At 70.5% G+C, this 25,009-nt stretch carries 25 protein-coding genes; 9 read left to right on the forward strand and 16 right to left on the reverse strand.

The features are described from left to right. Nucleotides 1-31: 31 nt before the first annotated feature. The 3 genes from AB0368_RS20660 to AB0368_RS20670 all read right to left on the reverse strand — a co-directional run bounded on the left by AB0368_RS20660 (nt 32) and on the right by AB0368_RS20670 (nt 3,431). Nucleotides 32-814 carry an enoyl-CoA hydratase/isomerase family protein gene (locus tag AB0368_RS20660; protein WP_366155515.1) on the reverse strand — a complete coding sequence of 261 codons (783 nt, stop codon included), beginning with the start codon at nt 812-814 and terminating at the stop codon, nt 32-34. Beyond that, the gene (locus AB0368_RS20665; RefSeq protein ID WP_015620263.1) at nt 811-1,038 is read right to left on the reverse strand and encodes a helix-turn-helix domain-containing protein; all 228 of its coding nucleotides are present in this window, start codon (nt 1,036-1,038) and stop codon (nt 811-813) included. Before AB0368_RS20665 ends, AB0368_RS20660 begins: the two co-directional genes overlap by 4 nt. Before the next feature lie 788 nt (nt 1,039-1,826). Next, on the reverse strand, nt 1,827-3,431 hold the full coding sequence (locus tag AB0368_RS20670; protein WP_366155516.1) for an ABC-F family ATP-binding cassette domain-containing protein: 1,605 nt from the start codon (nt 3,429-3,431) through the stop codon (nt 1,827-1,829). Nucleotides 3,432-3,653: 222 nt separating this feature from the next. Between AB0368_RS20670 and AB0368_RS20675 the strand changes: the two genes are divergently transcribed. Together AB0368_RS20675 and AB0368_RS20680 are read left to right on the forward strand one after the other, a co-directional pair. After that, nucleotides 3,654-4,571, forward strand: a complete 918-nt coding sequence (locus AB0368_RS20675; protein WP_366155517.1) for a neutral zinc metallopeptidase — start codon at nt 3,654-3,656, stop codon at nt 4,569-4,571. Nucleotides 4,572-4,731: 160 nt separating this feature from the next. Next, nucleotides 4,732-5,325, forward strand: coding sequence for a LysE family transporter (locus AB0368_RS20680; RefSeq protein ID WP_366155518.1), 594 nt, complete (start codon nt 4,732-4,734; stop codon nt 5,323-5,325). A 12-nt stretch (nt 5,326-5,337) separates the two neighbouring features. Here AB0368_RS20680 and AB0368_RS20685 read toward each other — a convergent pair whose 3' ends face one another. Both AB0368_RS20685 and AB0368_RS20690 read right to left on the reverse strand, forming a co-directional pair. Beyond that, nucleotides 5,338-6,021, reverse strand: coding sequence for a histidine phosphatase family protein (locus tag AB0368_RS20685; protein WP_366155519.1), 684 nt, complete (start codon nt 6,019-6,021; stop codon nt 5,338-5,340). A gap of 31 nt (nt 6,022-6,052) precedes the next feature. After that, complete coding sequence (locus AB0368_RS20690; RefSeq protein ID WP_366155520.1) at nt 6,053-6,685, reverse strand: acVLRF1 family peptidyl-tRNA hydrolase; 633 nt, start codon at nt 6,683-6,685, stop codon at nt 6,053-6,055. 32 nt (nt 6,686-6,717) lie between these two features. On the opposite strand from AB0368_RS20690, the gene AB0368_RS20695 reads away from it, so the two are divergent. Then, nucleotides 6,718-7,401 carry a DNA alkylation repair protein gene (locus AB0368_RS20695; protein WP_366155521.1) on the forward strand — a complete coding sequence of 228 codons (684 nt, stop codon included), beginning with the start codon at nt 6,718-6,720 and terminating at the stop codon, nt 7,399-7,401. 14 nt (nt 7,402-7,415) lie between these two features. Here AB0368_RS20695 and AB0368_RS20700 read toward each other — a convergent pair whose 3' ends face one another. From AB0368_RS20700 to AB0368_RS20740, 9 genes are all read right to left on the reverse strand, one after another. Then, nucleotides 7,416-8,168, reverse strand: a complete 753-nt coding sequence (locus AB0368_RS20700; RefSeq protein ID WP_366155522.1) for a maleylpyruvate isomerase family mycothiol-dependent enzyme — start codon at nt 8,166-8,168, stop codon at nt 7,416-7,418. Between the two features lie 87 nt (nt 8,169-8,255). Then, a complete protein-coding gene (locus AB0368_RS20705) occupies nt 8,256-8,708 on the reverse strand; it encodes a metal-sulfur cluster assembly factor (protein WP_366155523.1) in 453 nt (150 codons plus the stop codon). Further along, nucleotides 8,705-9,154: a Fe-S cluster assembly sulfur transfer protein SufU gene (sufU, locus tag AB0368_RS20710; RefSeq protein WP_366155550.1), complete on the reverse strand. Its 450-nt coding sequence runs from the start codon at nt 9,152-9,154 to the stop codon at nt 8,705-8,707. Before sufU ends, AB0368_RS20705 begins: the two co-directional genes overlap by 4 nt. Then, a complete protein-coding gene (locus AB0368_RS20715) occupies nt 9,151-10,380 on the reverse strand; it encodes a cysteine desulfurase (protein ID WP_366155524.1) in 1,230 nt (409 codons plus the stop codon). Before AB0368_RS20715 ends, sufU begins: the two co-directional genes overlap by 4 nt. 23 nt (nt 10,381-10,403) lie before the next feature. After that, nucleotides 10,404-11,168 (reverse strand): Fe-S cluster assembly ATPase SufC, encoded by a 765-nt coding sequence (gene sufC, locus AB0368_RS20720; protein ID WP_366155525.1) that lies wholly within the window; start codon nt 11,166-11,168, stop codon nt 10,404-10,406. Further along, complete coding sequence (locus tag AB0368_RS20725) at nt 11,165-11,497, reverse strand: non-heme iron oxygenase ferredoxin subunit (RefSeq protein WP_366155526.1); 333 nt, start codon at nt 11,495-11,497, stop codon at nt 11,165-11,167. Before AB0368_RS20725 ends, sufC begins: the two co-directional genes overlap by 4 nt. A 3-nt stretch (nt 11,498-11,500) precedes the next feature. Next, the gene (gene sufD / locus AB0368_RS20730; protein ID WP_366155527.1) at nt 11,501-12,634 is read right to left on the reverse strand and encodes a Fe-S cluster assembly protein SufD; all 1,134 of its coding nucleotides are present in this window, start codon (nt 12,632-12,634) and stop codon (nt 11,501-11,503) included. Nucleotides 12,635-12,687: 53 nt separating this feature from the next. Next, nucleotides 12,688-14,109 carry a Fe-S cluster assembly protein SufB gene (gene sufB, locus AB0368_RS20735; RefSeq protein WP_366155528.1) on the reverse strand — a complete coding sequence of 474 codons (1,422 nt, stop codon included), beginning with the start codon at nt 14,107-14,109 and terminating at the stop codon, nt 12,688-12,690. Continuing rightward, entirely contained in the window at nt 14,106-14,762 is a 657-nt protein-coding gene (locus AB0368_RS20740; RefSeq protein WP_366155551.1) for a transcriptional regulator, read from the reverse strand. Before AB0368_RS20740 ends, sufB begins: the two co-directional genes overlap by 4 nt. Nucleotides 14,763-14,995: 233 nt before the next feature. On the opposite strand from AB0368_RS20740, the gene AB0368_RS20745 reads away from it, so the two are divergent. Further along, nucleotides 14,996-15,931 carry a COX15/CtaA family protein gene (locus tag AB0368_RS20745; RefSeq protein WP_366155529.1) on the forward strand — a complete coding sequence of 312 codons (936 nt, stop codon included), beginning with the start codon at nt 14,996-14,998 and terminating at the stop codon, nt 15,929-15,931. Nucleotides 15,932-16,039: 108 nt separating this feature from the next. On the opposite strand, the gene AB0368_RS20750 is transcribed toward AB0368_RS20745, so the two are convergent. Then, nucleotides 16,040-16,336: a hypothetical protein gene (locus tag AB0368_RS20750; RefSeq protein ID WP_366155530.1), complete on the reverse strand. Its 297-nt coding sequence runs from the start codon at nt 16,334-16,336 to the stop codon at nt 16,040-16,042. 248 nt (nt 16,337-16,584) lie between these two features. Continuing rightward, nucleotides 16,585-17,541: a heme o synthase gene (locus AB0368_RS20755; RefSeq protein ID WP_366155552.1), complete on the reverse strand. Its 957-nt coding sequence runs from the start codon at nt 17,539-17,541 to the stop codon at nt 16,585-16,587. A 177-nt stretch (nt 17,542-17,718) separates the two neighbouring features. On the opposite strand from AB0368_RS20755, the gene tkt reads away from it, so the two are divergent. The 5 genes from tkt (at nt 17,719) to pgl (ending at nt 24,869) form a co-directional block, all read left to right on the forward strand. Then, a complete protein-coding gene (gene tkt / locus AB0368_RS20760; protein WP_366155553.1) occupies nt 17,719-19,935 on the forward strand; it encodes a transketolase in 2,217 nt (738 codons plus the stop codon). A 10-nt stretch (nt 19,936-19,945) separates the two neighbouring features. Continuing rightward, nucleotides 19,946-21,088: a transaldolase gene (gene tal, locus AB0368_RS20765; protein ID WP_366155531.1), complete on the forward strand. Its 1,143-nt coding sequence runs from the start codon at nt 19,946-19,948 to the stop codon at nt 21,086-21,088. A gap of 452 nt (nt 21,089-21,540) precedes the next feature. Further along, nucleotides 21,541-23,058: a glucose-6-phosphate dehydrogenase gene (gene zwf / locus AB0368_RS20770; protein ID WP_366155532.1), complete on the forward strand. Its 1,518-nt coding sequence runs from the start codon at nt 21,541-21,543 to the stop codon at nt 23,056-23,058. Further along, on the forward strand, nt 23,055-24,071 hold the full coding sequence (locus AB0368_RS20775) for a glucose-6-phosphate dehydrogenase assembly protein OpcA (RefSeq protein WP_366155533.1): 1,017 nt from the start codon (nt 23,055-23,057) through the stop codon (nt 24,069-24,071). The genes zwf and AB0368_RS20775 overlap by 4 nt, the downstream gene beginning before the upstream one ends. A 69-nt stretch (nt 24,072-24,140) precedes the next feature. Beyond that, nucleotides 24,141-24,869 (forward strand): 6-phosphogluconolactonase, encoded by a 729-nt coding sequence (gene pgl, locus AB0368_RS20780; RefSeq protein WP_366155535.1) that lies wholly within the window; start codon nt 24,141-24,143, stop codon nt 24,867-24,869. Nucleotides 24,870-25,009: the final 140 nt, after the last annotated feature.

Below are 25,009 nucleotides of genomic sequence, written 5' to 3' on the forward strand. Positions count from 1 at the left end.
GAGAGGTAACCGGCTTGTTCCGCCGCGGCCCTTACTCCGACTGCTGCGTGAGGTCGCGCAGGCGGCGCGTCTGCGCCTCCCGCTCGGCGCGGTCCTGCTCCTCGTACGAGCGGCCCGTGGCGCCGGCCACCAGGGCCTTGATCTCCGCGACCGCGCCCTGCTCCGCGGCCAGGACGGCCGCGGCGAGGTCGGCGACCGTACCGTCCAGGTCGGCGCGCGGCACGACGGCGGTGGCCAGGCCGATCCGGTCCGCCTCGTCCGCCGCGATGCGCCGGCCGGTGACACAGATCTCCAGGGCCCGGGAGGGCCCGACGAGCTCGGTGAGCCGCTTCGTGCCCCCGAGGTCGGGAACCAGGCCGAGGGTCACCTCCGCCATGGAGAACCGGGCGTCGTCCGCGAGCACCCGCATGTCGCAGTTGAGTGCGAGCTGGAATCCGGCGCCGATGGCGTGTCCCTGCACCGCCGCGATGGTGAGCAGCGACGGTCGCCGTAACCATGTGAAGGCTTCCTGGAAGCCGGCAATCCGATCCGCGCACTCTTCCGGTGACAAGCGGGCCAGGACAGGCAACGAAGAATCGCCCTCGCCGCGCGCGACCGACAAGTCGAGTCCGGCGGAAAAAGCGCGTCCCGCGCCTCGGACAATGACGACTCGCACGTCGCCCGGCATTTTCCGGGAAATGTCGGCGAGCTCGGACCACATGGCCGGCGTCTGCGCATTGAGCACATCGGGCCGGTCCAACGTCACCGTCGCGACCGGCCCGTCCTGCTCATACCGAACACCGGCCTCGGATTCGGAGGCTGCGCTGGTCGTCACGCCTTCTTGCGACGACGGGCGCCGCCCCGCTGGCGCAGTTGCACGCCCGACTCGGTGAGTACCCGGTGCACGAATCCGTACGACCGTCCGGTGGATGCGGCGAGCGCGCGAATGCTCTCGCCCGAGGTGTAGCGCTTCACCAGGTCCTTGGCGAGCGTCTGTCGCTCGCTTCCGACGATTCGACGACCCTTCTCAGTGCTGGTGGCTGTGCCCGTGGCTGCCATGTTGAATCCTCACGTCCCAGACTGTGCGGTTCGATACGGTCCCACCTATTAGACCGCCTCCAACGATCATGCGCTAGGTATCTCGGCTCGCCGAGCGTGCCCATTTGTCAGTGTCAGGAACCCGACGGTCACCACGGACATCAATGTCAGACAGATGGGGTACGGGCCCGATCGGGCGCGACGGAACGGCCTCGGCGGCGCTATCCGGGGCGCCCGCCCGCAACCCCGCCGACTTCGCCCCCGCGTCGATCAAGGCTGGGTGACCTGCGTAAACATCATCTGACCCCGGGGCGGACAACGATGTCACGCAGCGTCTACCGGCCGTTCACCGTGGGGCGTGATCCGCTGCCCGAACGGGCAGGATCGACCGGTCAGGAGGGGCGTGGAGGGGTCGGCACCGCGCCCATCGCCCGGACGATGTCGCACTGTCTGTGTGGGCACCAGTTGACAACTGACGATGCCCATGATCCCCGATCACCCCGGTTCCCAGGCCGCCCCGGCTGCCCGGGGACGGTGGCGACACCGTCGGGCCCGGGAACGGGCGGCGACTGAGTCAGGCCGGGAACGGGCGGCGGGCAAGGCGACGCCGACGGCGACCGCCTCAAGAAGCGCCGGCAAGTCAAGGGGCCCAGGCAAAGGGCCCACGCAAACGGCCCAAGCCAGGCAACAAGGTCGGGCCACGCAACAACGTCGGGCCAGGCAACGAGGTCAGGCCGGGCAACGAAGTCAGGCGAGCAGGCGACCGGCCAACGAGGTCAAGCAACGACGCCAGCCGAGCAAGAGGAGCGTCACGCCAGCTCGACGAGCTCCAGCAGATCGTCACTCCACGCGTCCTCGTCACCGTCCGGCAGCAGGATTGCCCGGTCCGGCTTCAACGCCTGCACCGCCCCCGCATCATGCGTGACGAGCACGATCGCCCCGGGATAGTTGGCGATCGCGTCCAGGACCTGCTCCCGGCTGATCGGGTCGAGGTTGTTCGTAGGCTCGTCGAGCAGCAGCACGTTCGCGCCCGAGCAGACCAGCGTGGCCAGCGCCAGCCGGGTCTTCTCGCCGCCGGAGAGCACCCCCGCCGGCTTCTCGACGTCGTCGCCCGAGAAGAGGAACGCGCCGAGGATCTTCCGCAGCTCGGTGTCGGTCTGCTCGGCCGCGGCGCTGCGCATGTGCTCGAGGATGGTGCGGTCCACGTCCAGGGTCTCGTGCTCCTGGGCGTAGTAGCCGAGCCGCAGCCCGTGCCCGGGACGGACCTCGCCGGTGTCGGAGTCGAGCTGGCCGCCGAGGATCCGCAGCAGCGTGGTCTTGCCGGCACCGTTCAGGCCGAGGATGGCCACCCGGGAGCCGCGGTCGACCGCGACGTCCACGTCGGCGAAGATCTCCAGCGACCCGTACGACTTCGACAGGCCCACCGCCGTCAGCGGCGTCTTGCCGCACGGGGCCGGGCTGGGGAACCGCACCTTGGCGACCTTGTCCGAGACCCGCGTCTCCTCGAGGCCCCCGAGCAGCTTCTCGGCGCGGCGGGCCATGTTCTGCGCGGCGACCGTCTTGGTGGCCTTGGCGCGCATCTTGTCGGCCTGCGCCATCAGGGCGCCCGCCTTCTTCTCCGCGTTGGCGCGCTCGCGACGCCGGCGGCGCTCGTCGGTCTCGCGCTGCTCGAGGTACGTCTTCCAGCCCACGTTGTAGACGTCGATCACGGACCGGTTGGCGTCGAGATACCAGACCTTGTTGACGGCCGCCTCGAGCAGCGACACGTCGTGACTGATCACCACGAGGCCGCCCTTGTGCTGGGCCATGTAGCCGCGCAGCCAGGTGATGGAGTCCGCGTCGAGGTGGTTGGTCGGCTCGTCGAGCAGCAGGATGCCCTTGCCGTTCTGGCCGGAGTTGGCGAACAGGATGCGGGCGAGCTCGATGCGGCGGCGCTGACCGCCGGAGAGGGTGCCGATGGTCTGGGCCAGGGCGCGGTCGGGGAGGCCGAGGTTGGCGCAGATCCGGGCGGCCTCGGCCTCGGCCGCGTACCCGCCCAGGCCGGCGAACTGGTCCTCGAGCTGGCCGTACCGTCGGATGATCTTCTCGTCGGCGCTCTCCTCGAGCTCGACCTCGAGCTTCTGCATCTCGGAGAGGATGGCGTCCAGCCCGCGGGCCGACAGCACCCGGTCGCGCGCGGTGACGTTCAGGTCGCCGGTGCGGGGATCCTGGGGCAGATAGCCGACTTCACTCGTACGGGTGACCTCACCCGCGTACGGCTGGCCCTCGCCGGCCAGGACCTTGAGTGACGTGGTCTTGCCCGCGCCGTTCCGGCCGACGAGGCCGATCCGGTCGCCGGGCTGGACCCGCAGCGTGGTCGGGGACAGCAGGATCCGGGCGCCGGCGCGAAGCTCGAGTCCGGTGGCGGTAATCATGAGGAAGCGTCTCGCTCTCAGGGAAGGGCTGGCTCAGGCACACGGAGGCGCCGGCCGGTATATCACACGGTCGGCGCGGGGCAGATCAGCCTTCGCAGAGCAGCACCGGGCAATTGTACCCGGGCACCCCCAGCGACCTCCCACCCGATTAACCGGCAAGATCATCGGGTACACGGCCCTGCACACGTGCCGAGCGCGCGGGCCTCGTGCCCGGGAGGACAGATGGAACTCAACGAGAACGCCAGGATCGACACGAGCCAGATCGAAGACCAGCGTTCCAGCGGGGGCGGCGGTGGCGGCTTCGGCGGCCTGCCCATCGGTGGCGGCGGCCTGACCGGCATCGTCGTCACGGTGCTCATCGCGCTGGTGGGCGGCTATTTCGGCATCAACAACCTGAGCGGTGGCGGTGGAGCGCCCCAGAGCGGCGACAACACGTCGCTCCAGCAGGAGTGTTCGCAGTCGGACGCCGTCAAGCAGCTCGACTGCCGCAACGTGCTCTTCGTGAACTCGATCCAGGACTACTGGGTCGACGCGTACCCGCAGAACTTCGAGGGGGCGTACAAGTCTTCCAAGACGGTGTTCTTCGCCAACAACGTGCGGACCGGGTGTGGCGCCGCGGACTCCGGCACCGGCCCGTTCTACTGCCCCGCCGACGACCGCGTCTACATCGATGTGACCTTCTACCGCCTCCTGGCCGACCAGCTCGGCGCGCCGGGTGAGTTCGCCCAGCCGTACGTGCTGGCCCACGAGTACGGCCACCACATCCAGGATCTCGCCGGGACCGAGGCGGCGATGCGCCGTGAGCAGGAACGCAACCCGGGCGACGCGAACAAGCTCTCGGTGAAGCTGGAGCTGCAGGCGGACTGCTACGCGGGCGTGTGGGCGAAGAACGCGACCGGCACCGACGACGCCGGCGGCCAGAAGATCTTCAAGACCATCACCCAGCAGGACATCCAGGAGGGCCTGGACACCGCCAGCAAGATTGGTGACGACACCCTCCAGCAGCGCAGCGGCGGCTCCATCAACCCGGCCGAGTTCACCCACGGCACCAGCGCCCAGCGGCAGCACTGGTTCAGCCAGGGCTACGAGAGCGGCTCGCCCAAGAACTGCGACACGTTCGCCGCCGGCGCGGTCTCCTGACCCTCATCGGAGAAATTGTGTTGCCCGGCCGTGATGGCCCGCCCCACCATGGCCGGGTGACCGTAGCGAGCCTGCCGAAGACGACCGTTGCCGCCGCTCCCGTCCGGGGCGCGCGACAGCAGCGTGTCCCCGGCGGCCCTGCGGTCCCCGTACCCCTCTCATGACCGCCGCGTTTCTGGCCGGCGTGGTCGCCGGCTACGGAGTCGCCGTGCCCGTCGGCGCGATCGCCGTCCTCGTCGCGGGCCTCAGCGCCCGCACCTCGCTGCGGGTCGGCGCCGCCGCCGGACTCGGGGCGGCCACCGCGGACGGCGTCTACGCCCTGGTCGCCGTCCTCGGCGGGGCGGCCCTGACCGGGGTGATCGCCCCGATCGCCACTCCCCTGCGCTGGGCTGCGGCGGCCGTCCTGCTGGTCCTCGCCGCGCACACCGCCTGGTCGGCGTTGAGCAGGCCTGCGGCCGTGCGGGACACGGACCGGACCACCCCCGCGGCCGCCTACCTGGGCATCCTCGGCCTGACGCTGCTCAACCCGGCGACGGTCGTCTACTTCGCGGCGCTGGTGCTGGGCCGTGGCGGTGAGGGCGGCGGAACCTGGTTCGTCCTCGGCGCCTTCCTCGCCTCGGCGAGCTGGCAGCTGCTGATCGCCAGCAGCGGCTCCCTGGTGGGCCGCTTCCTGACCGGCCCCCGCGCCCGCGTCGTGACGGCGCTGGTGTCGAGCGCCGTGATCGCCGTCCTGGCCGTCGGTCTCGTGGTGTGAGGGAACTCGAGGTCAGAGGTGGTCCACGAGGTTGTAGCCGTCGAGGACCAGCTCACCGGAGGAACCGTCGAAGCGGGTGATCGAGGCGTTCCGGACCGCGCCGGCGCCGGCCACCGCGGCCACGCCGTCCAGGTCCAGGCCCTCGATCACGTACCGCGTCATCAGCACCACGGAATCGTGCGCGACCACGAGCACACGCTTACCGGCATGGTCACGGTTCACGTCGGCCAGGAACGACGACAGCCGTTCGGCGACATCCTCGAAGGTCTCCCCGTCCGGCGGCCGGTACCGATACTCCCCCGCCGCTGCCAGGCGCTCGGGCTCGTCCGGGAACCGCTGCGCGATGGCAGCCTTGGTGAGCATCTCCAGGTCACCGAGGAGCCGGTCGACCAGCCGGTCGTCGGTGACGGGAGCGGGCAGGTCCAGACCGGAGGCCTCCGCGGCGATCCGCCAGGTCTCCCGGGCCCGCAGGTACGGGGAGGTGATCACGACCTCGGGCACCTCGCCCGCCGCGCGCCCGGCCAGCCGGCGGCCCACCGCCCGCGCCTGCTCCGCACCCGGTCCGGTCAGCGCGACGTCGGCGTCGCGCCCGGTGAGCCCCGACTCCAGCCGTCCCGCCGCGTCCGCTTCGGGAAAAGCCACGTTGGAGGCACTCTGCCCGTGCCGGATCAGGATCAGCTCCGCGACGACACCCACGATCAAGAACCTTATCCGGTACGCCGGGAGCTCACGGATCACGAACCAGGATGCGTACGGCGCGAGCCTGGGCGACGGCCTCCTCCAGCACCGCCCGGCGCGGCTCGGGCACGTCGAGGAAGCGGTCGTGCCGCAGCCGCAGGAGCGGGGCCAGGGGCGGGGCGGCGAGGATCGCGTCCACCGCAGCACGGTCGCCACCGGTGACGAGGGTGCTCAGCGTGCGGGCCTCGGGAAGCAACAGGCGTTCCGCGATGGCCGCCCCGTCCGCGGCCGCGGCCCGGGCCTGGTTGTCCCGCCGCCGGGCGAACCGCTGCTGGGACCACCCGCCGGCCGCCGTACGGCCCTGGACGTAGTGAGTGTCGACCTTCGAGGTGACCAGCGTCAGGCCGTGAGCTACCCCGGCTGCCACAGCGCCCTTACGCGCTATCAGCAGCCCGATCCGGCGAGGCTTCCCCGCCTGGTCCCTCAGGGCGGTCAGGTCCTGCACCGGCGGGGCGCCCGGCGGCGGGAACAACTCGGCCGTGGCGCCGTCCGTACCGGTCAGCACCAGTCCCTGGACCGTGTGGCCACCGTGCCGGGACGCGAAGTTGTCCAACCAGCGGCCGAGCCGCTCCGGCGGCACGTCCACCCACCGTCCCCCACCGGCCGCCGGTCGTGCGCTCATGCCTCTCACCCTACGGTGGCATGATCCGCCCCATGACCCGACCGTTCGCCGACGAACTCCTCGACAGGCTGGTGCGCACCTACAGCGCCGCCCGGGAGCCTGAACGGGCCGTGCAGGCTGCCGCCTACATGCGCGACCAGTTCCCGTTCCTCGGCTTCTCGACCGCGACCCAGCGGGCCCTCGGCCGTACGGTGGTGGCCGGCCTGCCCGCCCCCACCGAGGACGAGCTGGGGACGGTGGCCCTGGCCTGCTGGGACCTGCCGGAGCGCGAATACCAGTACTTCGCTTGCGACTGGCTGCGCAAGCACTCGGCGGTGCCCGGGCCGGACTTCCTGGCGACGGCAGGCACCCTGATCACCACGAAGTCGTGGTGGGACACGGTGGACGCGCTGGCGACCCGGTTCGTCGGCGGGCTCGTCATGCGCCACCCCCGGCTGAGGACGGAGATGGACGCCTGGGCGGGGGACGACAACCTCTGGCTCGTGCGTACGGCGATCCTGCACCAGTTGCATTACGGGCGGGAGACCGACACGGACCGGCTGTTCGGATACTGCACGCGGCAGGCGGCCCATCGGGACTTCTTCGTGCGCAAGGCCATCGGGTGGGCGCTGCGGCACTACGCCCGCACGGACCCGGACGCTGTTCGCGGCTATCTGTCCCACCACCGCGACATCCTTTCCCCCTTGTCGCTCCGGGAGGCGAAGAAGCACCTCTGACCATCCAGCGTCTCTCAGTCGGCGACCGCCCATGTGAGCAGTTCGTCGACCACCGAGCGGTCCCCCGTCACGGTGATCCCCTCAGCGCCGATCCGGTGGAAGAGGAGCAACAGCAGATCGCTCGCCGAGGCCTGGATCGTGGCGACCGGATCGCCGCTCGGCGCGGGGTCTGCCTTCGCGCCGGCCGGGGTCAGGTCGACCAGCCAGGTCGGGCCCTCCACCGCGGACAGGGCGAGCCGCGCCGGCCGGTGCGGCCACGCCCCGAGGCTGCCCAGGCTCACCACCAGGAACTCCTCGACGGCGTCCACGGCGATCGCGGCCGGCACGGGCTCCGCCCTGCCGCCGGCCTTCTGAGCGTCGTACGTGTGCACGGCCGCCTCCTGCACCTGGTGGCGCGCAACCGTGCCTGCGGTCATCGGCGCCTCGGAGGCTCCCCACCACGTCCAGCACTCCTGGTCGGGCGGCCCGGCGCGCAGGGCGTCGAGCAGCAGGCCGGTCGATGCCGCGGACCACTCGAGCAGGTCGCCGTGCGGGGTTCGGTCACCGATCGCATCGGCGGGCGGCGGCGCCTCGGCGGATCCGGCCGCGACGGTCACCGCCCAGAAGCGGTGCACCGCGCCGAGGTGGGCAACGAGGTCCTGGACCGTCCATTCCGGGCAGCCGGGAACCTTCGCCCCGCGATCGGCCGCCGCGACGGCCGCCCGGAAGGCGGTCGCCCTTTCGTCGATCAGGTCCAGCAGGTCCCGGTACGGAGGAATCCGAGTCATACCCCGTTGTCTACCACCGACCCCCGACAGAAATGCGAAAGCCGCCAGGCGAGGGAACGACCTGGCGGCTCTGCGGTGACCGTACGGTCAGACGTTGAAGCCGAGCGCGCGCAGCTGCTCCCGGCCGTCATCCGTGATCTTGTCGGGGCCCCACGGCGGGAGCCACACCCAGTTGATGCGGAAGTCCTTGACCAGGCCGCCGCCCGGGCCCGTGGTCAGGGCCTGGCGGGTCTGGTCCTCGATCACGTCGGTCAGCGGGCAGGCCGCCGACGTCAGCGTCATGTCGAGCGTGGCCACGTTGTCGTCGTCGACGTGGGCGTCGTAGACGAGGCCGAGGTCGACCACGTTGATGCCGAGCTCGGGGTCGACGACATCCTTCATCGCCTCCTCGACGTCGGCCACACTGGCCTTCACGACCGCACCACCCGCCGCAGCAGCGTCCGCCCCGGCGTGGGCCGTCGAGGTCGACGCCGTCGCGTCGTCGGGTCCGGCGGTATCCGCCGCATCCGAGGCGATCTGTTCCACAGTTCTGTCGGTCATGCCTTCACCTCCGGAGTAAGGCCCACACCGGCACGTGCCGCGGCGTCCTTGAATGCCATCCACGGCAGCAGCGCGCATTTCACCCTGGCCGGATACTTCGCCACACCCGCGAACGCGATGCCGTCGCCGAGGACTTCCTCGTCCGGCTCGACCTGGCCGCGGCCCTGCATCAGTTCGAGGAACGCCTCGTGGATCGCGAGGGCCTCCGACGGCGGGCGGCCCTTCAGCAGTTCGTGCAGCACCGACGCCGACGCCTGGCTGATCGAGCAGCCCATGCCGTCGTACGAGATGTCCGAGAGGTCGCTGGTCACCCGGATGGTGATCTCGTCGCCGCAGGTGGGGTTCACGTGGTGCGCCTCGCCCTGGTACGGGTCGCGCAGGCCGCGCCCGTGGGGGTGCTTGTAGTGGTCCAGGATGATGTCCTGGTAGAGCTGGTCGATCATCAGGCGAACACCTTCCGCACCTGCTCCAGACCGCGCGCGAGAGCGTCGATCTCGTCGGTCGTCGTATACAGGTAGAACGAGGCACGGGTCATCGCCGGCACCCCGAACCGCGTGCAGACCGGGCGAGCGCAGTGGTGGCCCACCCGCACCTCGACGCCGAGGCTGTCGAGGATCTGCCCGACGTCGTGGGGATGTACCCCGTCGACCTCGAACGACACCGTACCGCCGCGGCCTTCCGGCGTGGCCGGCCCGAAAATGCGCACGCCGGGGACGTCCGCGAGCGCCTTCAACGCGTACGCGGTGATCTCCTGTTCGTGGCGGTGCACGTTCTCCATGCCCAGGGCGGTCAGGTAGTCGACGGCGGCGCCGAGGCCGATGGCCTCCGTGATCGGCGGCGTGCCGCCCTCGAAGCGCGCCGGCGGCGGCGCGAAGGTGGTGCCTGCCATGGTGACCGTCTCGATGGTCGAGCCGCCCGCGAGGAACGGTGGCATCGACGAGAGCAGCGCCGAGCGGCCCCAGAGCACGCCGATGCCGGTCGGGCCCAGCATCTTGTGGCCGGTGAAGGCGATGAAGTCGGCGCCGAGCTCCGTCACGTCGACCGGGAAGTGCGGCACCGACTGGGAGCAGTCGAGCATGACCAGCGCGCCGACCTCGTGCGCCCGCGCCACGATCCGCGACGGGTCGTTGATCGTGCCGAGGATGTTCGACATGTGGACGACCGAGACGAGCTTGGTGCGCTCGTTCACCAACTGGTCGAGCTGAGACTCGTCGAGACGGCCCTCGTCGGTGACGCCGAACCAGCGCAGGGTCGCGCCGGTGCGCTGGCACAGCAGCTGCCACGGCACGAGGTTGGAGTGGTGTTCCATCTCGGAGACGACGATCTCGTCGCCGGGGCCCAGCGCGAGGAAGTCCCCCGCCGTCCAGGCGACCAGGTTGATCGCCTCGGTGGAGTTCTTGGTGAAGACCACCTCGTCCGGCGACGGCGCGCCGATGAACGCGGCGACCTTCGCGCGGGCCTCCTCGTACGCGGTCGTGGACTCGGTGCCCAGGGTGTGCACCGAGCGCGACACGTTGCCGTTGTGCCGTTCCTGGTGGTCGCGCATGGCGTCGATCACCTGGCGCGGCTTCTGCGAGGTGTTGGCGCTGTCCAGGTAGACCAACGGGTGCCCGTTGATCTCCCGGCCCAGGATCGGGAAGTCGGCTCGGACCCGGGCCACGTCGAAGGTCATCTCGAACTCCTGAGAAAGGTGGATCAGGCCCGGGCGCCGGCCACGTACCGCTCGTAGCCCTCGGCCTCGAGCTGCTCGGCGAGCTCGGGGCCGCCCTCCTGAACGATCTTGCCGGCCACGAAGACGTGCACGAAGTCCGGCTTGATGTAGCGCAGGATGCGGGTGTAGTGGGTGATCAGCAGCAGGCCGGTCTCGCCGGTCTCGCGGACCCGGTTGACGCCCTCGCTGACGATGCGCAGCGCGTCGATGTCGAGGCCGGAGTCGGTCTCGTCGAGGATCGCGACCCTCGGCTTGAGCAGCTCGAGCTGCATGATCTCGTGCCGCTTCTTCTCGCCGCCGGAGAAGCCCTCGTTGACGTTGCGCTGCGCGAACGCCGGGTCCATCTGCAGCTTCTCCATGGCGCCGCGCAGCTCGCCGGCCCAGGTCCGCAGCTTCGGCGCCTCGCCGTCGATCGCGGTCTTGGCCGTACGCAGGAAGTTGGCCACCGAGACACCGGGGACCTCGACCGGGTACTGCATCGCCAGGAAGAGGCCGGCGCGGGCGCGCTCGTCCACGGTCATCGCCAGGACGTCCTCGCCGTCCAGGGTCACCGTGCCGCCGGTGATCTCGTACTTGGGGTGGCCGGCGATGGAGTACGCCAGCGTCGACTTGCCGGAGCCGTTCGGGCCCATGATGGCGTGGGTCTCGCCCGCCTTGACGGTGAGGTCGACCCCGGCCAGGATCGGCTTCAGCTCGCCCTCGGGCAGCTTGACCGACACCTGCAGGTCGTGGATCTCCAGGGTGCTCACGGCATTACTCCATTACTCGGTGTCGTCGAAACGTAGATGTCCCCGTCGCGGATCTCGACGGGGAAGGTCGCCACCGGCTCGGTGGCGGGCAGGCCGGAGGGTGCACCGGTACGCAGGTCGAAACGCGAGCCGTGCAGCCAGCACTCCAGGGTGCAGCCCTCGACCTCACCCTCGGAGAGGGCGACGGACGCGTGGCTGCACTCGTCGCGTACGGCGTAGATGTTGTCGTCGTCCGCGTGCACGACCGCTATGTCGACGCCGTCCAGCTCGACGGAGATCACCGCGCCCTTCGCCACGTCGGCGACCGGCCCGACAAGCTCGAACGCCATGGCTCAGGCCCCCGCCTTCGCCAGCCGGGCCTCGATGGCGTCGCCCAGGCGCTCGCGCAGCTCCTCGACCGGGATCTTGTTGACCAGCTCGGCGAAGAAGCCGCGGACCACCAGCTTGCGGGCCTCGAACTCGGGGATGCCGCGCGCCATCAGGTAGAACAGCTGCTCGTCGTCGAAGCGGCCGGTCGCGCTGGCGTGGCCCGCCCCGGCGACCTCGCCGGTCTCGATCTCCAGGTTCGGCACCGAGTCGGCCCGGGCGCCCTCGGTCAACACCAGGTTGCGGTTGATCTCGTACGTCTCCGTGCCGGTCGCCGCCGCGCGGATGAGCACGTCGCCGACCCAGACGGTGTGCGCCGAGGCGCCCTGCAGCGCGCCGCGGTAGCCGACGTAGCTGCGGCAGTCCGGCACGCCGTGGTCGACCAGCTGACGGTGCTCGAGGTGCTGGCCGGCGTCGGCGAAGTACAGGCCCCAGAGCTCGGCGTCGCCGCCGCGGCCCGCGTACTCGACGGAGGTGAACTGCCGGACCAGGTCGCCGCCGAGGGCGACCTGCACGTGCTGCGCCCGGGCGTCCTTCCCGACCTTGAACTTGACGTGCTGGGCCTGGACGGACCCGGCGTCCCACTCGGCGATCGTGACGAAGGTCAGCTGGGCGCTGTCGCCGAGCACGACCTCGATGTTGTCCGCGAGGGTCGCCGTGCCGGTCTGCTCCAGCACGATGGTGACCTTGGCGAAGTTGCCGACCTTGACGTACGTGCGCGCGGCCGCGGCCTCGCCGCCCTGCCCGACGACCCGGATCACGGCCGCGGTGTCGGACACGGTCTCCGCCGCGACGTCGATCAGCGTCACCGCCGCCGCCGACCCGTACGCGAGGGCGCTGATCCGGTCGAACGGGGTGAGCACCGGGTCGACCTTGCCCGCGTCGACCTGCGTCACCGAGACGCCCGCCGGCAGGTCTCCGGGGGCGTACCCGGGCGCGGCACCGGCCAGCGAGGTCGCCGTGATCAGCGCGCCGAGCCGCTTGATCGGGGTGAAGCGCCAATCCTCCTCCAGGCCGTTGACGGCCGGGAAGTCGGTGACGTCGAAGGAACGCAGCACCTGCGACTTGGTGCTCGGCGGGGCCATGGCCTCGGTAGTCATCTCGTCCTAGTTCTTAGTCGTTGCAGCTTGACCACAGGTGCGGCGAGTGGGCGCTAGCCCACCGCCCCCTCCATCTGCAGCTCGATCAGGCGGTTCAGCTCGAGGGCGTACTCCATCGGGAGCTCCTTGGCGATCGGCTCGATGAAGCCGCGCACGATCATCGCCATGGCCTCGTCCTCGGTCAGGCCCCGGCTCATCAGGTAGAAGAGCTGGTCGTCGCTGATCTTGGACACGGTCGCCTCGTGGCCCATGTTGACGTCGTCCTCGCGAATGTCGACGTACGGGTAGGTGTCCGAGCGCGAGATGGTGTCGACCAGCAGCGCGTCGCACTTGACCGTGCTCTTGCTGTGGTGCGAGCCGTCCATGACCTGCACGAGGCCGCGGTACGACGTGCGGCCGCCGCCCCGGGCGATGGACTTGCTGATGATCGTCGACGACGTGTGCGGCGCCGCGTGCACCATCTTGGCGCCGGCGTCCTGGTGCTGGCCCTCGCCGGCCATCGCGACGCTCAGCACCTCGCCCTTGGCGTGCGGGCCGGTCATGTAGACGGCCGGGTACTTCATCGTCACCTTGGAGCCGATGTTGCCGTCGATCCACTCCATGGTCGCGCCCTCCTCGCAGGTGGCGCGCTTGGTGACCAGGTTGTAGACGTTGTTCGACCAGTTCTGGATGGTCGTGTACCGGCAGCGGGCGTTCTTCTTGACGATGATCTCGACGACCGCGCTGTGCAGCGAGTCGGACGAGTAGATCGGGGCGGTGCAGCCCTCGACGTAGTGCACGTACGCGCCCTCGTCGACGATGATCAGCGTCCGCTCGAACTGGCCCATGTTCTCGGTGTTGATCCGGAAGTACGCCTGCAGCGGGATCTCCACCTGCACGCCCTTCGGCACGTAGATGAACGAGCCGCCGGACCACACGGAGGTGTTCAGCGCGGCGAACTTGTTGTCGCCGACCGGGATCACCGTGCCGAAGTACTCCTTGAAGACGTCCTCGTGCTCCTTGAGGGCCGTGTCGGTGTCGAGGAAGACGACACCCTGCTCCTCGAGGTCCTCACGGATCTTGTGGTAGACGACCTCGGACTCGTACTGCGCCGCGACGCCGGCCACGAGGCGCTGCTTCTCCGCCTCCGGGATGCCCAGGCGGTCGTAGGTCGCCTTGATGTCCTCGGGCAGCTCTTCCCAGCTCGTGGCCTGCTTCTCGGTCGAGCGCACGAAGTACTTGATGTTCTGGAAGTCGATGCCGGTGAGGTCGGCGCCCCAGTTCGGCATGGGCTTGCGGTCGAACAGGCGCAGGCCCTTGAGCCGCAGGTCCAGCATCCACTGCGGCTCGTTCTTCTTCGCGGAGATGTCGCGCACCACGGCCTCGGACAGGCCACGCTGGGCGGTCGAGCCCGCGACGTCGGCGTCGGCCCAGCCGTACTCGTACTTGCCAAGAGCGGCCAGGTGCTCTTCCTGAGTGACGATCTGGTCCGTCATCTATCCGTCCTAACCCTGGTTGCGATGCTTGCAGCGGGTGCGCAGTGAGGTGCCGGGATGTGCGTGGTGCACACTCCGTCGCCGTGCGCGATGGTGGCGAGGCGCTGCACGTGGGTGCCGATGAGCCGCGAGATGACCGCGGTCTCGGCGTCGCACAGCTGGGGGAACTCGGCGGCCACGTGGGCCACCGGGCAGTGGTGCTGGCACAGCTGCCCGCCGGACGCGATCGTGGTCGCGTTGGCAGCGTAGCCCTCGGCTGTCAGCGCCTCGGCGAGCGCCTCCGCCCGGGCGATCGGTTCGTCGCCGGCCTCGAGCATCGCCGTGCGGCAACGCTCCTCGAGCGCGGTCACCTGAGAGTTGGCGAAGGCCTCGACGGCCTCGGCCCCGCCGTGCTCGGCGATCCAGCGCAGGGCGGCGGTGGCGACGCCGTCGTAGAAGTGCGGGAAGCCCTCCCGGGCGGCGGCGGTGAGCACGAAGGCCTTGGCCGGACGTCCCCGGCCGCGCGGGCCGCGGTGCGGCGTCTCGCGCACCTCGACGAGGTTGTCGGCGAGCATCGCGTCGAGGTGCTTGCGGATCGCGGCGGGGCTCAGCCCGAGCTGCGCGCCGAGCTCGGCCGCGGTCGCGGCCCCGAGCTCGAGGAGCAATTGCGCCACCCGGTCACGGGTACGCCCGTCAGCGGCCTTACCGTCCGCGGGAGGCTTGCGGGGTCCGGAGGGTGCAGGGGAACCGGCGGCCGCACCGGCCACCTGGTTGCTCCTCGACAGCACTCCGTTTTTCACTACGGCAACGTTACGTAATTCGTCGCGCGCCTGCAAACCGCCGGTCCGGTGATCCAGGACACCGGGGCCACCCGGGCCTCGGATCCACGATCGAAATCGGGCGTACGATGCCGGAGGTGAGCAAGAGCACCCTGCTGAACCGCCTGGCCCTCGCCTCCCTGGTCGCCAACGTCGGCTTGGTCGTGACGGGTGCCGCGGTCCGGCTGACCGGCTCGGGCCTCGGCTGCCCCACCTGGCCCAGGTGCACCGACGCGTCCTACACGACGACGCGCGAGATGGGCGTCCACGGCGTCATCGAATTCGGCAACCGGCTGCTCGGCATCGCCCTCGGCCTGATCGCTCTCGCCACCTTCATCGCCGCGCTGCTGCAGAAGCCCCGCCGCCGCTCGCTGGTCCTGCTGTCGCTCGCGGCCGGGCTCGGCATCCCGGGCCAGGGCGTGCTCGGCGGCATCACGGTGCTGACCGACCTCAACCCCTGGGTGGTCGGACTGCACTTCCTGCTCTCGATGGCGCTCATCACGGCCACGTGGGCCCTCTGGCAGCGGACCCGGGAGGGCGACGCCCCGATCCGGCGGCTGGTCGCCCGCCCGCTGCGCCACCTCGCCGCCCTGACCGCACTGGCGAGCGCGGCGGTGATCGTGGTGGGCGTGATCGTGACCGGCAGCGGCCCGCACGCGGGCGACGAGGACGCCAAGCGCAACGGCCTCGACCCGGCGACCATCTCCCAGGCCCACGCCGACCTGGTCTTCCTGCTGATCGGCCTCTCGGTGGCGCTGTGGTTCGCCCTGCGCGCGGTGGGCGCCCCGGCTCCCGCGATCCGCGCGGCGGGAGTGTTCGTCGCCGTGGAGCTGTCTCAGGGCCTGATCGGCTTCGTCCAGTACTTCACCCACCTGCCGGTGGCCCTGGTGGCGGCCCACATGCTCGGCGCCTGCCTGGTCTGGGTCGGCACGCTCAACGTCCTGTGGCGCCTGCGCGACCGCCCGGTGCGCGTGCCGGACCAGCCGGCCGCGACCGCGCGTACCGCCGAGAAGGCCATCGCCTGACCACTGACCGCCTGACCACTGTCGATCCGGCGGCGGACCGCGGGTCGCCGGGCCGGGCACAAGAAGGCGGCCCGGAGAAGATCCGGGCCGCACCGACGAAGACTTCGGCTATCGCGCCATGCTGCGGCGGGCCATGGACCGCCAGAGGTCGTTGCTGGGCCGCATCTGCTCCATGAGCTCGCGCTCCCACTCGTTCTCCACTTCGACGCCCGCGGTCTCGCAGGCCTTGCGGGCCACGTCGGTGCCGTCGGCGGCGAACTGGTCCGTCCACTCGCCGTCCTCGCCCACCAGGACGATGCGGGCGCCACGCTTGCCGACGTACTCGATGACCGCCTTCGCCCCGCCGTGGCCGACGGCGAACGATCGGATGTCGGCGGTCAGTGTCGTATCGGAACCTTCTGCCATGAGGGGAAGCCTAGGCAGACTTTCCCCGGGAGCAAGTAACTACGGGCCGTTTTTGTGATGCCAATTACCTGCGGGTTTAGCGATACGACCCATTGGTATGTCCCGATTGCGTCCGTTTTATACCCGGCTACGTGTTCCGTCTATCGGGTGACCGTCCGTCACTTTAGAGGCTCGGGAAACGGGCATTGTGTGCGACGCAGCGCAATGGCGTTACTCAATGCGGTCGCACTCTGTGTGCGCGCTGTATGTCAGATGAGTGCGTCGATGGCGACGGCAATGAAGAGGATCGTCAGGTACGTGATCGACCAGTGGAACAGCCGCATCGCCTTCAGCGGCTCGCCCCGGCGCGACCGGCCGACCATCCGCACCGCCTCGGTGAGGAACAGCGCGCCCGTCACGAGGGCCGTGACGCCGTAGATGGGCCCCATTCCCAGCGGCCAGGCCGCCAGCGAGGCGGCGACGGTCAGGACGGTGAAGATCAGGATCTCGTTGTTGACCCGGCGCGCGGAGCGGACCACGGGCAGCATCGGGATGCCGGCGCGGGCGTAGTCGTCCTTGTACTTGATCGCGAGCGGGTAGAAGTGCGGCATCTGCCAAAAGAACACAACCGCAAAAAGTGCCCAGCCGATCGGGGCCACCGTGCCGGTGACCGCCGCCCAGGCGATCAGCACCGGCGCCGCCCCGCAGATGCCGCCCCAGAACGTGTTCTGCGGCGTACGCCGCTTGAGCCACAGGGTGTAGACGACGTCGTAGTAGACGATCGCGGCGGCGGTCATGGCGGTCGCGAGCCAGTTGGTGAAGGCCGCCATGAGCACGAGCGAGACGACGGCCAGGCCCAGCCCGAACACCAGGACCGAGCGCGGGGTGAGGCTGTGCGACGGCAGCGGTCGGCGCTTGGTGCGGCGCATCAGCTGATCGATGTCGCGGTCGATGTAGCAGTTCAGGGCGCTGGCCGCTCCCGCCGCGAGCGAGCCGCCGACCAGCACGACAGCCATCAGGCCCAGGTCCGGCCAGCCGCCGGCCGCGAACATCATCGCCGGGATGGTGGTCACCAGGAGGAGCTCGACGATCTGCGGCTTGGTCAGCGAGACGTACGCCCTCAGGACGGCGCGGACGTCGCGACGGGCACCGGCAGGGGCCGCCACCGTCGGCGCCGCCTCCGGAAGACCCGGCGACCGCCCCTGGGCGGGACGCTCGGTGATCATGCTCACGGACAGCCACCTTCCGGCATCGGCGAGGGTGTGGATCGGCACCGACACCGGAGTGGACCGGGCTGGCACGTCCGGACAGCCTACGCGCAGCCCGGGGCGCTGCTCGGTCGACCCGGCGGGGGTGCAGGGCGTCACAGCCCACGCCCCCATGTCCGCTCTCAGCGTATGGGCCTGCGGCGTTCCCGGGGCGGGGGTTTACCGCGACTGGATAGGGTCAACTCACAAGGGTCCCCACATCATGCCCCGAGGAGAACGACCGACGTGGCTGCCAAAGACGATTTGAACTGGTCCGACCTCGACCGGCGAGCGGTCGACACCGTCCGGGTGCTGGCCATGGACGCGGTCGAGAAATCCGGCAACGGCCACCCCGGCACGGCGATGAGTCTCGCGCCAGCCGCCTATCTGCTGTTCAACCGGATCATGCGGCACGACCCCACCGATCCGCTGTGGGCCGGCCGCGACCGGTTCGTGCTCTCCTGTGGCCACTCCAGCCTCACCCTCTACATCCAGCTCTACCTCTCCGGCTACGGCCTGGCGCTGGACGACCTGGCTGCGCTGCGTCAGTGGGGTTCGCTCACCCCGGGTCACCCCGAGCTCGGGCACACCCCCGGCGTGGAGGTCACCACCGGCCCGCTCGGACAGGGCATCGGCAACGCGGTCGGCATGGCGATGGCGGCCCGCCGTGAGCGGGGCCTGTTCGACCCGGACGCTGCCGACGGCACCTCGGTCTTCGACCACAACGTGTACGCGCTCTGCTCCGACGGGGACATCGAGGAGGGCGTCAGCCACGAGTCGAGCGCGGTCGCGGCCGTGCAGAAGCTCGGCAACCTCACGCTGATCTACGACGACAACGAGATCTCCATCGAGGACGACACCCGGATCGCCAAGAACGAGGACGTCGGTGCGCGCTACGCGGCGTACGGCTGGCACGTCCAGACCGTCGACTGGCGCAAGGGCGACCCTGACAAGGGCGACTACAACGAGGACGTCGAGGCCCTGTACGCGGCGATCCAGGCCGCCAAGGAGGTCACCGACAAGCCGTCGTTCATCGTGCTCCGGACGATCATCGGCTGGCCGGCCCCGAACAAGCAGAACACCGGCAAGATCCACGGCTCCGCGCTGGGCGCCGACGAGGTCGCGGCCACCAAGGAGGTCCTCGGCCTCGATCCCAACGAGACGTTCGCCGTCGCCGACGAGGTCCTCGAGCACACCCGCCAGGTCTCGGCCCGCGGTCGCGAGGCGCACGCCGAGTGGGACAAGGCCTTCGCGGCCTGGGCCGCCAGCAACGAAGAGGGCAAGAAGCTGTACGACCGGCTGGCCACCCGCACGCTGCCCGAGGGCTGGACCGACGCCCTGCCCGAGTTCCCCGCCGACGAGAAAGGCCTGGCCACCCGCGCCGCCTCCGGCAAGGTGCTCGACGCGCTCGCTCCGGTGCTGCCCGAGCTGTGGGGCGGCTCGGCCGACCTGGCCGAGAGCAACAACACCACGATGAAGGGCGAGCCCTCGTTCATCCCGAGCGAGTACGCGACCAAGGCGTTCCCGGGTCACGAGTACGGCCGCACCCTGCACTTCGGCATCCGCGAGCACGGCATGGGCTCGATCCTCAACGGCATCGTGGCGCACGGCGGCACCCGCGCGTACGGCGGCACGTTCCTGGTCTTCAGCGACTACATGCGCGGCGCGGTCCGGCTGTCGGCGCTGATGAAGCTGCCCGTCGTGTACGTGTGGACGCACGACTCCATCGGCCTCGGCGAGGACGGCCCGACGCACCAGCCGATCGAGACGCTGTCCGCGCTGCGCGCCATCGTGGGCCTCGACGTGGTCCGCCCGGCCGACGCCAACGAGACCGCCTGGGCCTGGCGCGGCGCGCTGGAGCACACCGACCGCCCGACCGCCCTGGCGCTCTCCCGGCAGAACCTGCCGACCATCGACCGCAGCAAGTACGCGTCGGCGGAGGGCGTCCTCAAGGGCGGCTACATCCTCTCCGAGGCGTCGAACGGCGAGCCCAAGGTGATCCTCATCGGCACCGGTTCCGAGGTGCAGCACTGCCTCGTCGCCCAGGAGCGTCTCGAGGCGGAGGGCACCCCGACCCGGGTCGTGTCGATGCCGTGCCAGGAGTGGTTCTTCGAGCAGGACACCGCGTACCAGCAGCAGGTCCTCCCCCGCGGCGTCAAGGCACGCGTCACCGTCGAGGCCGGCATCCGGATGAGCTGGGACCGCCTGCTGGGCGAGGCCGGCGAGGCGGTCAGCATCGAGCACTACGGCGCCAGCGCCCCGGCGAAGATCCTGTTCGAACAGTTCGGCTTCACCGCGGACAACGTGGTGGCCAAGGCCAACGCCGCCCTCGCCAAGGTCGGCGAAATCACCGGTCACAAGACCGGAAACTGAGGGAGTTGCGATGACCGACAGACTGGCAGACCTGTCCGCCCGAGGCGTGGCGGTGTGGCTCGACGACCTCTCCCGCGTACGCCTGCAGAGCGGCTCGCTCGACAAGATGCGCCGCGAGCAGCACGTGGCCGGCGTGACGACGAACCCGACGATCTTCGCCAAGGCGCTCGCCGACGCCGACGCGTACGACGAGCAGCTCAAGGACCTGGCCGCGCAGCAGGTCACCGTCGAGGAGGCGGTGCGGCTGCTCACCTCGTACGACGTGCGCTGGGCGTGCGACGTCATGAAGCCGGCGTACGACGCGTCGAACGGCGTCGACGGCCGGGTGTCCATCGAAGTCGACCCGCGCAGCGCGCACGAGACGGCGAAGACCGCGTCCGAGGCTAAGACGCTGTGGTGGCTCGTCGACCGCCCGAACCTCTTCATCAAGATCCCGGCGACCCAGGCGGGTCTGCCGGCGATCACCGCCACGCTGGCCGAGGGCATCAGCGTCAACGTCACGCTGATCTTCTCGCTGGAGCGCTACCGGGCCGTCATGGACGCGTTCCTGGCGGGCATGGAGCAGGCCAAGGCCAACGGCCACGACCTCAGCAAGATGGGCTCGGTCGCCTCGTTCTTCGTGTCCCGGGTGGACACCGAGATCGACAAGCGGCTCGACAAGATCGGCAGCGACGAGGCCAAGGCCCTCAAGGGCAAGGCCGCCGTCGCGAACGCCCAGCTCGCCTACCAGGCGTACGAGGAAGTGTTCTCCTCGGACCGCTGGAAGGCGCTGGCCGACGCGGGCGCGCTCCCGCAGCGGCCGCTGTGGGCGTCGACGGGGACCAAGAACCCCGACTACAAGGACACCATCTACGTCGAGGAGCTGATCGCGTTCGGCACGGTCAACACCATGCCGGAGTCGGTCATCAAGGCGTACGAGGACCACGGCGACACCCGGGGCGACACCGTCACGGGCTCGTACGCGACCGCCCAGAAGGTGATGGACGACGTCGCCGCGGTGGGCGTGGACCTCGACGACGTCTTCAAGGTCCTGGAGGACGAGGGCGTCGAGAAGTTCGAGGCCAGCTGGGCCGAGCTGCTCGAGGACGTGAAGAAGTCCCTGGCCGCCGCGGCCGACGGCGCCGACAACCCGAGCGACGCCGCCGCGCGGTGACCGCCGACCCACTCGCGGCCGTGGAGGTCGTCGCCGGGCCCGCCGCTCCGGCGCCCCGGCGACGACCTCCCGGCGCGGGCGGGTAGCACCACGGCTCGAACTGCGCGGAGATCTTCACCACTGCACCCCCGTCCAGCGCTCCGGCAATGCCTGCGCGGACATCCAGGATCATCTCTTCCTCGTGGCCGCTCCGAGCCGGAGGTCCGTCGCCCGCGTACCACACGGGAGACCTGCGCCACGGCTCGTTTCTGCAGATCATCGACGCCGGCGCCGTAGCGTGCCGGCCGTACACGGTGGGCGGTGCCCGGGCAGGCGCTGATCCGGGCATGGCCGGGCGCTTCCGAGCGGCCGGGAGCAGGGTCTCCGGCATTTGATTGCCGCAGTGCACATGTTGCGAGCCTGACCCTCCTGGTAACCCTGCGGACCGGCGAAAAGCTGGCAGGATGGGTCACGTGGGTAATCCGCTGCGCACCGCACAGGACCGACGGCTCCCCAGGATCCCGGAGCCGTGCGCTCTGGTGATCTTCGGCGTCACCGGTGACCTGTCGCGAAAGAAACTGATCCCGGCCGTCTACGACCTCGCCAACCGGGGTCTGCTGCCGCCCGGCTTCGTGGTCCTCGGCTTCGCCCGGCGCGACTGGGGCGACGGTGACTTCGAGTCGCTGGCGTACGAGGCGGCGAAGAAGGGCGCCCGGACGCCGTGGCGCGAGGACGTCTGGAAGCGGCTGGCCAGCCAGTTCCAGTTCGTCCCCGGCTCCTTCGACGACGACGCCGCCTTCGACCACCTGGCGAGCACGCTCGACGAGCTGCGCGAGCGCAACGGCATCGCCGGCAACGCCGCCTTCTACTTCTCCATCCCGCCGGCCGCGTTCCCGCTGGTGCTCAACCAGCTGAACCGCACCGGCATGGCCGACAACGCCAAGTCCGGCGGCTGGCGCCGGGTCGTCGTCGAGAAGCCGTTCGGCAACGACCTGAAGACCGCCATGGCGCTCAACAAGCTGGTCGACGAGGTCTTCACCCCCGAGGACGTCTTCCGCATCGACCACTACCTGGGCAAGGAGACGGTCCAGAACATCCTGGCGCTGCGCTTCGCCAACAGCCTCTTCGAGCCGGTGTGGAACTCCAAGTACGTCGACTCCGTGCAGATCACGATGGCCGAGGACGTCGGCATCGGCACCCGGGCCGCGTTCTACGACTCCGCCGGCGCCGCGCGCGACGTGCTCCAGAACCACCTCCTCCAGTTGCTCGCCCTGGTGGGCATGGAGGAGCCGACGAGCTTCGACCCCAACGAGATCCGCGCCGAGAAGCTCAAGGTGCTCAAGGCGATCAGCCTGCCCAAGGACATCGCCGCCGGCTCGGTGCGCGGGCAGTATCTGCAGGGCTGGGTGGCCGGCGAGCGGGCGGTGGGCTACCGGGAGGAGAAGGGCGTACCCGAGGACTCCAAGACGGAGACCTATGTGGCCGTACGCCTCGGCATCCAGAACCGGCGCTGGGCGGGCGTGCCGTTCTTCGTACGCGTGGGCAAACGGATGCCGCGCCGGGTGACGGAGATCGCCATCCTCTTCAAGCGCGCGCCGCACCTGCCGTTCGACCCGGCCGACGTGGAGATGCTCGGCCACAACCAGCTCGTCATCCGCGTGCAGCCGGACGAGGGCGTGGTGCTCAAGTTCGGCTCGAAGGTCCCCGGCACCACCATGGAGGTCCGGGACATCGCCATGGACTTCCAGTACGGCGAGGCGTTCACCGAATCCAGCCCGGAGGCGTACGAGCGGCTCGTGCTCGACGTGCTCGTGGGCGACCGGACGCTGTTCCCGGACGCGGCCGAGGTGGAGCAGAGCTGGCGCGTGATCGACCCCCTCGAGGAGGCCTGGACGGGCACCGAGCCGGAGCCGTACCGGGCCGGCGAGTGGGGCCCGCGGGCCTCGGACGAGATGCTGGCCCGTGAGGGCCGTTCCTGGAGGCGTGCATGATCGGCTTGTGGGACACCACCGGCAACGAGGTCGTCAAGGCGCTCGCGGCCGAGCGGCGCAGCGCGGGCGGGGTGGCCTCCGGGCTCGCCCTGACCCTGGTCGCCGTCGTGGAGGAGAAGAAGGTCCGCGAGGCCGAGGCGGCGGCGACCATCGCGGCGGCCGCGCACCCCTGCCGCCTGCTCATCGTGGTCCGCTCCGACCTGGAGGGCCGCAGCCGGCTCGACGCCGAGATCGTCGTGGGCGGCCGGCTGGGCCCGGCCGAGGCGGTCGTGATGCGCATGTACGGCCGCCTCGCGCTGCACGCCGAGTCGGTGGTCATGCCGCTGCTGGCCCCGGACGTACCGGTGGTGACGTGGTGGCACGGCGAGCCGCCGGACGTCATCGCCAACGACTTCCTCGGCGTCGTCGCGGACCGGCGGATCACCGACAGCAAGCTCGCCCCGGACCCGGTGGCCGCGCTCAAGCAGCGAGCCCTCGACTACGCCCCCGGCGACACAGACCTGACCTGGACCCGCATCACCTTGTGGCGCACCCTCGTCGCCGGCGCGTTCGACACCACCGAGGAGCGGGTCACCGGCGCCACGGTGAGCGCCCCCGAGAAGGACCCGACCGCCGCGCTGATGTGCGGCTGGCTCAAGTCGCGGCTCGGCATCGAGCCCCGGTGGGAGGTCACCGACCGCTCCCCGCGCATGCATTCGGTGCAGCTCGAGTGCGCCAACGGCGACTGCGTCTCGGTCACCCGCGAGGAGGGCACGGCCCTGTTCAGCCGCACCGGGCAGGAGCCGCGCTACATGCCGCTGCCCAAGCGGCCGGTCGGCGACGAGCTGGCCGAGGAACTGCGCCGCCTCGACCCCGACCAGATCTACGGCGAGGCGCTCGGCGCTATGGCCGGCATGCCCGGCCTCGACGAGAAGCCGGCCATGCGCGTACACGTGTGGAAGGACCCGTCCCAGGCCGCCCGCGCGGGCGTCGAGACCGGTGCCATGGCGGGCCCGGGCGGCTCCGCGGCCTGACCGGCTGAGATCATGGGGGCCGCCCGCCGTCCGGCGGGCGGCCCCTGGCTTTCCCTGACGAGGAGTCCGATGAGCGAGACCGTTGTGGTGGTGGTTCCGGACGCCGACGTCCTGGCGTCGGCGGTGGCGGCCCGGCTGGTCACCACGATCATCGAGGCTCAGGCCGTCCGCGGCCGGGCGGACGTGGTGCTGACCGGCGGCCGGGTCGCCGCGAAGGTGCTGCGCGCGGTCCGCGACCTGCCGGCGACCGCGGCCATCGACTGGTCCCGGGTCGACCTCTGGTGGGGCGACGAGCGGTTCCTGCCGGCCGGCGACCCGGACCGCAACGAGACGCAGGCGCGCGAGGCGCTGCTGGACGCCCTCGGCCTGGACCCGGCCCGCGTGCACCCGATGCCCGCCTCGGACGGCCCGGACGGCGACGACGCCGCGGCCGCGGCCGCCCGATACCGCGACGAGCTGGCGTCCGGCGACGGCACGCTCCCCCGCTTCGACGTGCTCATGCTCGGCGTCGGCGAGGACGGGCACGTAGCCTCGCTGTTCCCGGGACACCCCGACGCGACCGCCGAGGGTACGGCCACCGCCGTCCACGACAGCCCGAAGCCGCCGCCCACCCGCATCTCGCTCACCATGTCGGCGATCCGGTCGGCCGCGGAGGTGTGGCTGGTAGCCGCCGGGCCGGACAAGGCGGAGTCGGTCGGCGCGGCCCTCGGCGGCGACACCTCGCTGCCGGCGGCCCGGGCGACCGGCGCGGCCAAGACGGTCTGGCTGCTGGACACGGCGGCCGCCGCAAAACGCTGAAGGCCGCCCCTCATAGAGGGACGGCCTTCGCACAAAGTCCGGGGATCAGCCGAGCAGCGTCGGGATCTTCTCGAACAGCTGCGTCGTGTACGTGATCATCTCGTGCAGCATCCAGTTACCCGAGAACAGGATCGCCGCAC

This window comes from Actinoplanes sp. NPDC051475, assembly GCF_040689425.1.
GTDB lineage: Bacteria > Actinomycetota > Actinomycetes > Mycobacteriales > Micromonosporaceae > Actinoplanes.